The sequence below is a fragment of the Microbacterium sp. ZW T5_45 genome (assembly GCF_044987415.1).
Lineage (GTDB): Bacteria > Actinomycetota > Actinomycetes > Actinomycetales > Microbacteriaceae > Microbacterium.
Window position 1 is genome coordinate 41,631 of record NZ_JBJDRJ010000029.1, and the last position, 11,203, is coordinate 52,833.

General features: G+C 67.8%; 10 protein-coding genes. 6 read left to right on the forward strand and 4 right to left on the reverse strand.

The window, feature by feature from the left end; translation table 11 throughout:
- Positions 1–2: 2 nt before the first annotated feature.
- The 3 genes from ACI3KS_RS14330 to zapE form a co-directional block, all read right to left on the reverse strand.
- Entirely contained in the window at positions 3–614 is a 612-nt protein-coding gene (locus ACI3KS_RS14330) for a type II toxin-antitoxin system PemK/MazF family toxin (protein WP_404919214.1), read from the reverse strand.
- 98 nt (positions 615–712) lie between these two features.
- Complete coding sequence (locus ACI3KS_RS14335) at positions 713–1,951, reverse strand: ammonium transporter (protein WP_404919215.1); 1,239 nt, start codon at positions 1,949–1,951, stop codon at positions 713–715.
- Positions 1,952–2,076: 125 nt separating this feature from the next.
- Positions 2,077–3,117: a cell division protein ZapE gene (gene zapE, locus ACI3KS_RS14340; RefSeq protein WP_404919216.1), complete on the reverse strand. Its 1,041-nt coding sequence runs from the start codon at positions 3,115–3,117 to the stop codon at positions 2,077–2,079.
- A 130-nt stretch (positions 3,118–3,247) separates the two neighbouring features.
- Here zapE and ACI3KS_RS14345 point away from each other — a divergent pair, with 130 nt between their 5' ends.
- Positions 3,248–4,141, forward strand: a complete 894-nt coding sequence (locus tag ACI3KS_RS14345; RefSeq protein WP_404919217.1) for a sulfurtransferase — start codon at positions 3,248–3,250, stop codon at positions 4,139–4,141.
- Positions 4,142–4,160: 19 nt separating this feature from the next.
- The gene (locus tag ACI3KS_RS14350; RefSeq protein ID WP_404919218.1) at positions 4,161–4,592 is read left to right on the forward strand and encodes a SufE family protein; all 432 of its coding nucleotides are present in this window, start codon (positions 4,161–4,163) and stop codon (positions 4,590–4,592) included.
- On the opposite strand, the gene ACI3KS_RS14355 is transcribed toward ACI3KS_RS14350, so the two are convergent.
- A complete protein-coding gene (locus ACI3KS_RS14355) occupies positions 4,576–5,730 on the reverse strand; it encodes an alpha/beta hydrolase (RefSeq protein ID WP_404919219.1) in 1,155 nt (384 codons plus the stop codon). The genes ACI3KS_RS14350 and ACI3KS_RS14355 overlap by 17 nt on opposite strands.
- 25 nt (positions 5,731–5,755) lie before the next feature.
- Between ACI3KS_RS14355 and ACI3KS_RS14360 the strand changes: the two genes are divergently transcribed.
- The 4 genes from ACI3KS_RS14360 to ACI3KS_RS14375 all read left to right on the forward strand — a co-directional run bounded on the left by ACI3KS_RS14360 (position 5,756) and on the right by ACI3KS_RS14375 (position 10,953).
- Positions 5,756–6,337 (forward strand): DUF3000 domain-containing protein, encoded by a 582-nt coding sequence (locus ACI3KS_RS14360; protein ID WP_404919220.1) that lies wholly within the window; start codon positions 5,756–5,758, stop codon positions 6,335–6,337.
- Positions 6,330–7,523, forward strand: a complete 1,194-nt coding sequence (locus tag ACI3KS_RS14365) for a ribonuclease D (RefSeq protein ID WP_404919221.1) — start codon at positions 6,330–6,332, stop codon at positions 7,521–7,523. The genes ACI3KS_RS14360 and ACI3KS_RS14365 overlap by 8 nt, the downstream gene beginning before the upstream one ends.
- Before the next feature lie 74 nt (positions 7,524–7,597).
- The gene (locus ACI3KS_RS14370; RefSeq protein ID WP_404919222.1) at positions 7,598–8,803 is read left to right on the forward strand and encodes a thiolase family protein; all 1,206 of its coding nucleotides are present in this window, start codon (positions 7,598–7,600) and stop codon (positions 8,801–8,803) included.
- Positions 8,804–8,808: 5 nt separating this feature from the next.
- Entirely contained in the window at positions 8,809–10,953 is a 2,145-nt protein-coding gene (locus ACI3KS_RS14375) for a 3-hydroxyacyl-CoA dehydrogenase NAD-binding domain-containing protein (protein ID WP_404919223.1), read from the forward strand.
- The last annotated feature ends 250 nt before the right edge of the window (positions 10,954–11,203 follow it).

Consider the following 11,203-nt stretch of genomic DNA (forward strand, 5'->3'; position numbering starts at 1 on the left):
GCTCAGACCGCGCTCGTCCAGCCGTACCGGGATGCCAGCGCCGTGGCGACTCGCGCATAGCGCTGTCGATCCAGGACCGCCGCCTCTCTGCGGAGGCCGTGCTCGTGGACGCTGTAGAGGAGCTCGATGTCCACCCAGGACTCCCTACCCTGCGAGTCCCACGCCCCGGTGCCGATCGAGAGGAAATCGCGATCGCCGTCATGCGGCTTGCTCGTGAGGCGCACGACGTACACCCTGTCGACGGACTGGCGACCGATCACGAGCACCGGCCTGTCCTTGCCGCGCCCGTCGTTCTCCTCGTACGGCACCCAGGTCCACACGATCTCGCCGGCATCCGGAGCGCCGTCCCGATCCGGCTCGTAGCCGATCCGGAGATCGCGGACGCGATCGGCATCGATGCGCACCGTCTCGGTGCCGGTCGTGCGACCGGGCTCGGTCTGAACCGGCGCGGATGCCGACTGCTCGGGAGCCGTACGCAACCGCGCACGAGGACGCGTGCTCGTGGTGGATGCCCCGCGCGTGCTGGTCGTGCGAGTCGGCGTTCGACGGCGGGAGCCGAGTGCCCTGATCAGGAGGTCCGCGATCGCCGCGAGGATGCCGTTGCCCGTTGCCACTCGCTCACCCTAGCCGCCCGGCGCCATGGGAACGGCGAACGGCGCCTCGGATCCAGAGATCCGAGGCGCCGTTCGACTGCCTCACGAGGTGACGATGATCACGCGTCTGCGAGCGCGTAGCCCTCCTCGCCGTGCACGACCTGGTCGACGCCGGCGATCTCGTCCTCGCTGGTGATGCGGAAGCCGATGGTCTTCTCGATCGCGAAGCCGATGATGAAGGCGACGACGAAGGAGTAGATCAGCACACCGAGCGCGGCGATCGCCTGGACCACCAGCTGGCGGTAGTCACCGCCGACGAACAGGCCGGTGCCGGTGGCGAAGAGACCCAAGTACAGGGTTCCGAACAGACCGCCGACGAGGTGGATGCCGACGACGTCGAGCGAGTCGTCGAAGCCGAGGCGGAACTTCAGCTCGACGGCCAGGGCGCAGAGGATACCGGCGAGAGCACCGAGCAGGAGCGACCAGCCGGGCGTCAGGTTCGCGCAGGCCGGGGTGATCGCGACGAGACCTGCGACGGCACCGGAGGCAGCTCCGACCGAGGTCGCCTTGCCGTCCTTGATGCGCTCGATGAGGATCCAGCCGAGGATCGCGGCAGCCGTCGCGCCGAGGGTGTTCAGACCGATGAGGCCGACGCCGCCCATGTCCTCGGCGAGCCACTCCGCACCCGCGTTGAAGCCGAACCAGCCGAACCACAGCAGCGCGGCGCCGAGCAGCGTGAGCGGCACGTTGTGCGGCTTGAGGATGCCCTTCTGGAAGCCGATGCGCTTGCCGAGGACCAGGGCGAGGGCCAGAGCCGCAGCACCTGCGTTGATGTGCACGGCCGTACCACCGGCGTAGTCGATCACGCCGATTCCGCTGTCCTCACCGAACAGCGCGGTGCCGAGGTTCATGATCCAGCCGCCACCCCAGACCCATGCGGCCACTGGGAAGTAGCCGACGGTCGCGAAGACACCCGCGAAGATCAGCCACGAGCCGAACTTCGCGCGGTCGGCGATCGCGCCGGAGATCAGGGCGACCGTGATGATCGCGAAGGTGGCGCCGTAGGCGACACCCAGGAGTGCGACGTTCGATCCTTCGCCGCTGGCGAGCGAGCTGAGACCGAAGTCGGCGAACGGGTTGCCTGCGAACTGGGTCGGGCTCTCGACGGCGCTCATCGAGAAGCCGAAGAGGATCCAGAGCACGGCGACGAGACCGATGGAGCCGAAGCTCATCATCATCATGCTCACGACACTCTTGGCCTTGACCAGACCGCCGTAGAAGAAGGCGACGCCCGGGGTCATCAGCAGGACGAGAGCCGTCGCTGTGATCGCCCAGGAGATGTTACCGGGTGCGTCCATGTTTGAAACCTCACATTCGGGAAACTGTGAGTTCAGTGTGACCATGCCCGATTTCAGGGATTCGAGAAGTTTGTTGCGCGCATGTTACGGCTGGCCCTCTCGTGTGAACATCGCGTTACGCGCAGTCAGCGTTCCGCGTGCGTCAGCGCGTTCAGACGGGAGATCGCGCGGAGGTACTTCTTGCGGTATCCGCCGCCCAGCATCTCCTCGGCGAAGACCTGGTCCAGGCTCAGCCCCGTCGCCACGATCGGGATCTGCGCGTCGTACACGCGGTCGACGAAGGCGACGAAACGCAGCGCCTCCGACTGGTCGGTCAGCTGACGCACGTCGCGCAGACCAACCAGGTCGAGACCGGCGATGAGGCGGATGTACCGCGAGGGGTGGACGCGGGCGAGGTGCGCGATGACGTCGTCGAAGACATCGTCGGATGCCGCCCCCGAGCCCGCGCCGGCGTCGACGGCCCGCACGTACTCCTCTTGCGTCGAGACCACGGCGTGACCGTCGATCGCGCGCTGACGGAAGTCGACGCCGTCGATGCGGAGGGTCTGGAAGCTGTCGGACATCGCGTGGATCTCGCGCAGGAAGTCCTGGGCGGCGAAGCGGCCTTCGCCGAGGGCGTTCGGCGGGGTGTTCGAGGTCGCCGCGAGCTTGGTGCCGGTCGGTACGAGCTCCCCGAGCAGGCGGGTCATCACCATGGTGTCGCCCGGATCGTCGAGCTCGAACTCGTCGATGCAGAGCAGATCGGCGCCCTTGAGCAGGTCGACCGTGTTCTTGTAGCCGAGTGCTCCGACCAGCGCCGTGTACTCGATGAACGATCCGAAGTACTTCCTGCGTGCGGGCATCGCGTGATAGATCGAGGCGAGCAGGTGGGTCTTGCCGACGCCGAAGCCGCCGTCCAGGTAGACGCCCGGCTTGATCTCGGGCTCCTTCTTCGCCCGGCTGAACAACCCGCCGCGCTTGATCGGAGCCCCGCGTCCGGCGAAGCGGATGAGGGTCTGCTTCGCCTCCTCTTGAGAGGGGTACTCGGCATCCACCCGATAGCTGTCGAACGTCGCCCCGTCGAACTGGGGCGGCGGGACGAGACTCGCGAGCATCTCCGGCCCGGTCACGGTCGGCTGACGCTCGGTGAGGTGCACGATGCCCGTGCCGGTGCTGGTCTCAGTCATCGTTTTCCTGTGAAGAAGTCTTACGGATCCGGCGCAACGCGAACTGCGGGGATCTATCGTCGAAGGGACGGCTCCACACTACGCCGTCGGTGCACGATCACACGCCCGCCCACCCTCTGAGGAGTTCCCCGTGGCCATCGAGTTCGATTCGTCCTCCCCCAAGTTCGCCGAGTATGCCGAACCCGGTCGTCTGGTCACCACCGAGTGGCTCGCGGCGCATCTCGGAACGCCGGGCCTCGTCGTCGTCGAATCCGATGAGGACGTTCTGCTCTACGAGACCGGACACATCCCCGGCGCCGTCAAGGTCGACTGGCACACCGAGCTCAACGACCCGGTCGTGCGCGACTACGTCGACGGCGAGGGCTTCGCCGCACTGCTCAGCCGCAAGGGAATCTCGCGCGACGACACCGTCGTCATCTACGGCGACAAGAACAACTGGTGGGCCGCGTACGCCCTCTGGGTATTTTCGCTCTTCGGTCACGAGGACGTGCGCCTGCTCGACGGCGGTCGCGACCGCTGGATCGCGGAGGGCCGTGAGATCACCCGCGATCAGACCGAACGACCCGCCACAGAGTATCCCGTCGTGGAGCGCGACGACTCGGCCATCCGCGCCTACAAGGAGGACGTGCTCGCGCACATCGGCAGCCCGCTGATCGACGTGCGCTCACCAGAGGAGTACAGCGGAGAGCGTACGACCGCTCCCGCATACCCCGAGGAGGGCACGCTGCGCGCCGGACACATCCCCACCGCGCAGAGCGTGCCGTGGGCCAAGGCGGTGGCCGAGGACGGCGGCTTCAAGTCGCGTGCCGAGCTCGATGCGATCTACCGCGACGGCGCAGGCCTGGCCGACGGCGACGACGTGGTGGCCTACTGCCGCATCGGCGAGCGGTCGAGCCACACCTGGTTCGTGCTCAAGCACCTGCTCGGCTTCGAGAACGTCCGCAACTACGACGGCTCGTGGACCGAATGGGGCAGCGCTGTGCGCGTTCCGATCGTCACGGGCTCCGAGCCGGGCTCGCTCTGAGCGTGTGACAATGACAGGGATGAGCACCAGCGACGTTCCTGACACCCTCGCCGAGATCCGCGACGCCTTCCTCGAGACGCCGGAAGCCGACCGCCTGCTGCTCCTGCTGGAGTTCGCGGACGAGCTCCCGGAGGTCTCGGCCGAGGTCGCCGCGCACCCTGAGATGTGCGAGCGCGTCGTAGAGTGCCAATCCCCCGTCTACATCTACGTCGAGGTCTCGGACGGCGTGGTCACGATGCATGCGACCGCGCCGCCCGAGGCCCCGACGACCCGCGGATTCGCGAGCATCCTCGTGCAGGGCATCAGCGGTCTGACGCCCGACGAGGTCCTCGCGATCCCGAACGACTATCCGCAGTCCATCGGGCTGACTCGGGCGGTCTCGCCGTTGCGCATCGGCGGGATGACCGGGATGCTGATGCGGGCGAAGAACCAGGTCAGGCAGAAGCGCTGAGCCCCTGCTCCCGCAGCCAGTCGGTGATCGCCGACGACCATGCCGCCTCGTCGTAGTTCCAGAGCTTCGTGTGCCGAGCGACCCGGAAGGCCGGCATCGTGACGAGATCGGGCCGCGCCGCCTGCAGCGCGTGCGAGGCATCGGCCGGCACAAAGCCGTCGTCGTCGCTGTGCAGGATGAGGATCGGAGCGGACAGCTCCTCGGCGCGCGCGACCATGTCGAGGCGGTCGAACGAGATGGCGGCGTCTGCGCCGCTCAGTCGAGCGGTCAACGGTCGCTGCAGTGCTCCCATCGCGAGGTCGGGCAACGGCGCGCGGAGTCCCGATTCCCTGGCCTGGAATCGTAGGACGGTGCGCCAGTCGACCACAGGCGACTCGAGCACGAGACCGGCGATGCGGTCACGATTCGCCGAGTTCACCGCGGTCTGCAGCGCGACCGCACCGCCCATCGACCAGCCCATCAGAACGATCTGCTCCGCCCCGTGCCGGAGCGCGTAGGAGATCGCCGCGTCGATGTCGCGCCATTCCGACGCGCCGAGGGCATAGGCGCCCGACCGCGTGCGCGGTGCCTCGCCATCGTTACGATAGGACACGACGAGGTTCGGCAGGCCGGCCGCATGCAGCACGGGCACTGCGCGAAGACACTCAGCGCGCATGGTGCCGCGTCCGTGGATCTGGACGACCCACGTGCGGGAGGCGCCGGGGAAGAACCACGCCGGGCAGGGCCCCGCAGGAGAGCCGATGAGGACGCTCTCCCATCGCAGGTGCAACTCGCTCGGCGCTGCGTAGTACCAGCCGCTGAATGATGCGCCGCCGCCGATGTCCGCGCCCGGCTCGATCTGCGTCAGCAGCTTGCGCCGCACCGTCGTCGCGTCTGCGCTGAGCACCGCGCCGAGCTTGACGTAGCCGTATGTGCCGGTGGTGAACAGGCCGTATCGGCCCGGCAACTCGGTGTCGGCCGTCCGCTGGAGCTCGATGGTCTGGGCTCCCGTGTCGACGGCTTTGATCACCGTGTCGACGGCGCGGCGTCCCGGCGTGACCACCCGGCGGGCGGTACCGAACACGAGCAGGGCGGCGGCCGCGCCGATCGCGAGGACAGCGGGGACAATGAGTGCAACGGCGTGCCTGAGACTCTTCATCGCCTCCTGACTCTAGCCTGTCACCGTGACCGTACAGCCCGATGCCGGGACCGAATTCGACGCCGCCGTGGCGGAACTGCGCGACACGTCTTTCCGCTCGGACATCGTGGTGCGCGAGATCGGCACGCCCCAGGGGCTGGCTCCCTTCGCGATCGCGCTGGCCGCCGATGTGCGCCCCGACGAGCACGGTGACTCGATCTACGGCACGGGGCGTTTCGTCCTGCTGCACGATCCCGATGAGCCGGCGGCGTGGAACGGCTCGTGGCGGATCGTGCTGTTCGCACAGGCACCGCTCGAGCACGAGATCGGCACCGATCCGCTCCTCGCGGACGTGACCTGGTCCTGGCTCGTCGATGCCCTCGACACCCACCATGCGGGCTATCACTCCGCGTCCGGCACCTCGACGACGACACTGTCGAAGGGATTCGGCGGCCTCTCCCTCGAAGGCGACGGCGCACAGATAGAATTGCGTGCGTCCTGGACGCCAGAGGGCCCGTTCCGACCGCACGTCGAAGCATGGGCTGAACTGGTCGGAATGCTGGCGGGACTTCCGCCCGGCTCCGAAGGCATCGCCGTCATCGGGGCGCGAAAGGTGGCACGTGACTGACTACGCCGTGATCTCGGAGACCGAGGAGTTCCTCGAGGCCTGCGTCGCACTCTCCGAGGGCACCGGCCCGGTGGCCGTCGACGTGGAGCGTGCCTCCGGATTCCGCTACTCGCAGCGCGCCTATCTGGTGCAGGTGTTCCGCCGCGGTGCCGGTGTCTTCCTCTTCGATCCCCCGGCGATCGGCGACTTCTCGCCGCTCCAGGATGCGATCGGTGATGCCGAGTGGGTCTTTCACGCGGCCAGCCAGGATCTGCCATCGCTGCGCGAACTCGGGCTCGAGCCCGCGACGATCTTCGACACCGAACTCGCGTCCCGACTGCTCGGTCACGAGCGCGTCGGTCTCGGCGCCGTCGTCGAAGACACCCTCGGCATCGTGCTGAAGAAGGAGCACTCGGCGGCCGATTGGTCGACCCGCCCGCTCCCGGCGGCGTGGCTCGAGTACGCCGCGCTCGACGTGCTGCACCTGATCGATGTCGAGGACGTCCTCATCGCCGAGCTGGCCGAGCAGGGGAAGAGCGAGTTCGCCGCCGAGGAGTTCGCGGCCACTCTCGCCCGAGCGCCGAAGCCCCCGCGAGAGGACCCCTGGCGGCGTCTGAGCGGGTTGCATCAGGTACGCGGCGCGCGGAACCTCGCTGTCGCCCGCGAGCTGTGGCGCGCCCGCGAGGCCTTCGCCCAGGAGCAGGACGTCTCCCCCGGCCGCCTCGTTCCGGATCGATCGCTCGTCGCGGCAGTGCTCGCGAATCCGCAGAGCAAGTCCGCACTCGCGGGCAACAAGGAGTTCCAGGGGCGCGCGAGCCGGACACAGATCGACCGCTGGTGGCAGGCGATCGTCGAGGGCCGCGCATCCGACGAGCTGCCGCGCGAAAGGGTACCCAGCGATGCCCTGCCCCCGCCTCGGGCGTGGGCGGATCGCAACCCCGAGGCGGATGCGCGACTCAAGGCCGCCCGCCCCGTCGTCGAGGCCGTCGCCGAGTCGCTCGGCATGCCCACGGAGAACCTGCTGACGCCCGACTTCCTCCGGCGCGTCGCCTGGGAACCGGCTGGATCGGATGCCGAGGCGATCGCAGCGGCGCTCACAGCTCTCGGCGCACGACCGTGGCAGATTGCACAGACCGCACAGAAGATCGCTGATGCCTTTGTAGAAGCGGCGCAAACGGCGGACGAGACGCCGTCAACGGCTTCGTAGGTTCGATCCAACCGATTCCTCCGGGTACCGCGGCATTCCTAGACTGAGTGAACCGCACCTAACTTGGAGGCAGAGTGGCCGAGATCTCGGACGTCTTCTTCGTCGATGGAGTACGCACCCCCTTCGGGCGCGCCGGCGAAAAGGGCATGTACTGGAACACCCGTGCTGATGACCTCGCCGTGAAGGCGACCATCGGACTCATGGAGCGCAATGCGGCGGTCCCGGCCGATCGCATCGACGACGTCGCGATCGCCGCGACCTCTCAGACGGGCGACCAGGGGCTCACCCTCGGTCGGTCGGTGGCGATCCTGGCCGGGCTCCCGCAGACGGTGCCAGGACTCGCGGTGGAGCGCATGTGCGCGGGCGCCATGACGAGCGTCACCACGATGGGCGCCTCGATCGGCGTGGGCATGTACGACTTCGCCCTCGCAGGCGGCGTCGAGCACATGGGCCACCACCCCATCGGCGGCAATGCCGATCCGAACCCGCGCTTCGTCGCGGAGAAGATGGTAGACCCGGGTGCGCTGAACATGGGCGTCACCGCCGAGCGCATCTTCGACCGTTTCCCGCACCTCACCAAGGAGCGCTCCGACCGCTTCGGCATGCTGAGCCAGCACAAGGTGCAGGCCGCATACGACGCGGGGAAGATCCAGCCCGATCTCGTGTCCGTCGCGATCAAGGACGCCGACGGCGCGTGGGGCCTCGCCACCGAGGACGAGGGTCGCCGCCCGCAGACCACGATGGAGGACCTCGCTGGACTCAAGACGCCGTTCCGCCCGCACGGACGCGTGACGGCCGGCACGTCGTCTCCCCTCACCGACGGTGCGACGATGTCGCTGCTCGCCGGTGGCGGAGCGGTGAAGGAGTTCGGACTCGCACCGAAGATGCGCATGGTCTCGTTCGCCTTCGCGGGCGTGCAGCCGGAGATCATGGGCATCGGACCGATCCCCTCGACGGAGAAGGCCCTCAAGAAGGCCGGGCTCACGATCGATGACATCGGTCTGTTCGAGCTCAACGAGGCATTCGCGATCCAGGTGATCTCGCTTCTCGACCACTTCGGCATCGCCGACGACGACCCCCGGGTCAACCAGTGGGGCGGCGCGATCGCTCTCGGGCATCCGCTCGCGGCATCCGGTGTCCGTCTCATGATCCAGCTCGCCGCGCAGTTCGCCGAGCGTCCCGATGTCCGCTACGGTCTCACGGCCATGTGCGTCGGGCTCGGCCAGGGCGGCTCCGTCATCTGGGAGAACCCGCACTTCGACGGGAAAAAGAGGAAGTGACCGCGATGACCGATTACGACACCATCGACTTCTCCCCGATCCAGGCGCTCACCGAGGGCGAGGTCATCACGAACTCCCCCGTTCGCGACATCCGCCTCGCCTCCGGCAAGGTCCTCTCGCTCATCACGCTCGACAACGGGCGCGACCACACTCGACCGAACACTCTCGGGCCCGCGACGCTCACCGCGCTCGGCGAGACCCTGGATGCACTCAGTGCCCGCGCCGCCGCCGGAGAGATCCAGGCCGTCGGCATCACGGGCAAGCAGTACATCCTCGCGGCGGGCGCCGACCTCTCGGACATCAGCAAGGTCGGGTCCCGGGACAACGCGCGGCTGATCGCGCAGCTCGGCCACAAGGTCCTGGGCAAGCTGGGCGACCTCGGAGTCCCCTCCTTCGCCTTCGTGAACGGCCTGGCCCTCGGCGGCGGCCTGGAGATCGCGCTCAACAGCAGCTATCGCACGGTCGATGCCTCGGCCGCGGCGGTGGCCCTGCCCGAGGTGTTCCTCGGTATCATCCCCGGCTGGGGCGGCGCGTACCTGCTGCCGAACCTCATCGGCATCGAGAACGCCCTCGAGGTGGTCATCTCGAACCCGTTGAAGCAGAATCGGATGCTGAAGCCGCAGCAGGCGTTCGACCTCGGCATCTTCGACGCGATCTTCCCGGCGGCGAACTACCTCGAGAACTCGCTCGCCTGGGCGGACTCCGTTCTCGGCGGCCGGAAGGTCGAGCGGAAGAACGAGCCGGGCAAACTCGAGCGCCTGACGAAGTGGCCCATCGCGATCAAGATGGCCCGGGGCATGCTCGAGTCCAAGATCGGCACGGTTCCGAAGTCGCCCTACGCGGCGCTGGAGCTGCTCGACAAGGCCAGGAGCGGCACGAAGGCCGAGGGCTTCGCCCGCGAAGACGAGGCACTCGCCGAACTCGTCACGGGAGACCAGTTCGCGGCGTCGATGTACGCTTTCGATCTCGTCCAGAAGCGCGCCAAGCGCCCCGTCGGCGCTCCGGACAAGGCCCTCGCGAAGAAGGTCACCAAGGTCGGCATCATCGGAGCGGGTCTCATGGCCAGCCAGTTCGCGCTGCTGTTCGTGCGCAAGCTGCAGGTGCCCGTGCTCATCACCGACCTCGACCAGGCGCGCGTCGACAAGGGCGTCGCGTACATCCACGAGGAGATCGGCAAGCTGCAGGAGAAGGGCCGAATCGACGCGGACACGGCGAACAAGCTGCGCGCGCTCGTCACGGGGACCACCGACAAGAGCCTCTACGCCGACTGCGACTTCGTGATCGAGGCGGTCTTCGAGGAGGTCGGCGTCAAGCAGCAGGTGTTCGGCGAGATCGAGCAGATCATCGCCGAGGACGCGATCCTCGCGACGAACACGTCGTCGCTGTCGGTCGAGGAGATCGGTTCGAAGCTCGCGCACCCGGAGCGCCTGGTCGGCTTCCACTTCTTCAACCCCGTCGCTGTGATGCCTCTGATCGAGATCGTGAAGACGCCGACGACCACAGATGCAGCGCTGTCGACGGCCTTCGTGGTCGCGAAGGGACTGGGCAAGAACGCGGTGCTCACCGCCGACGCGCCGGGTTTCGTCGTGAACCGGCTGCTGGCCAAGGTCATGGGCGAGGCCGCCCGGGCGGTCTACGAGGGCACGCCCGTCGCAGATGTCGAGAAGGCGTTCGCTCCGCTCGGACTGCCTATGGGGCCGTTCCAGCTCATCGATCTGGTCGGTTGGAAGGTCGCCGCTCACGTGCAGGACACCATGGTGCACGCGTTCCCGGACCGCTTCTACGCGAATGAGAACTTCCACGAGCTCGCTGCGCTGGACTCGGTCGTCGAGAAGGACAAGGGCGGGCGCGTCACCGGTTGGACCAAGCAGGCGGAGAAGGTCGTCAAGTCGGCGGTCGGCAAGAGCCCGGCTTCCGCGGCGACGATCCTGCAGCGTGTGCAGGACGGACTCGCGACCGAGATCAAGCTGATGCTGGATGAGGGAGTCGTCCCCGAGGTCGAGGACATCGATCTGTGCCTCATCCTCGGAGCCGGCTGGCCGTTCATCGACGGCGGTGCATCGCCGTACCTCGATCGCGAAGGCGCATCGGAGCGTGCCTTCGGAGGCGCCTTCCACACGCCGCAGATCCGAGGGGTCGAGCAGCGCTGATCTGATCTGCCGCAGGGGCCGTGCGCGATGCACGGCCCCTGCGGCATGTCTCGACACCTCGGCTGACGCCGCCGTTGCCCTCACGAGAACAGGTCAACCGCGTCGGCACAGGAGATCCTCACGTGGGGTGGTCCGCGTGTCGTGGAGTTGGTCCCTGTTCCTTTCGTGTCAGGCCGCGTTCGCGGCGGGTTGTGTGGTGAGCCGGGTCAGGGTCTCGGCGGGTGTCGTGTAGCCGAGGCTCTGGTGCCGG

Bases quoted from the DNA above. Each gene is read 5' to 3' on its own strand.
- ACI3KS_RS14335 (WP_404919215.1), bottom strand. From the start codon at position 1,951: ATGGACGCACCCGGTAACATCTCCTGGGCGATCACAGCGACGGCTCTC.
- zapE (WP_404919216.1), bottom strand. From the start codon at position 3,117: ATGACTGAGACCAGCACCGGCACGGGCATCGTGCACCTCACCGAGCGT.
- ACI3KS_RS14350 (WP_404919218.1), top strand. From the start codon at position 4,161: ATGAGCACCAGCGACGTTCCTGACACCCTCGCCGAGATCCGCGACGCC.
- ACI3KS_RS14355 (WP_404919219.1), bottom strand. From the start codon at position 5,730: ATGAAGAGTCTCAGGCACGCCGTTGCACTCATTGTCCCCGCTGTCCTC.
- ACI3KS_RS14375 (WP_404919223.1), top strand. From the start codon at position 8,809: ATGACCGATTACGACACCATCGACTTCTCCCCGATCCAGGCGCTCACC.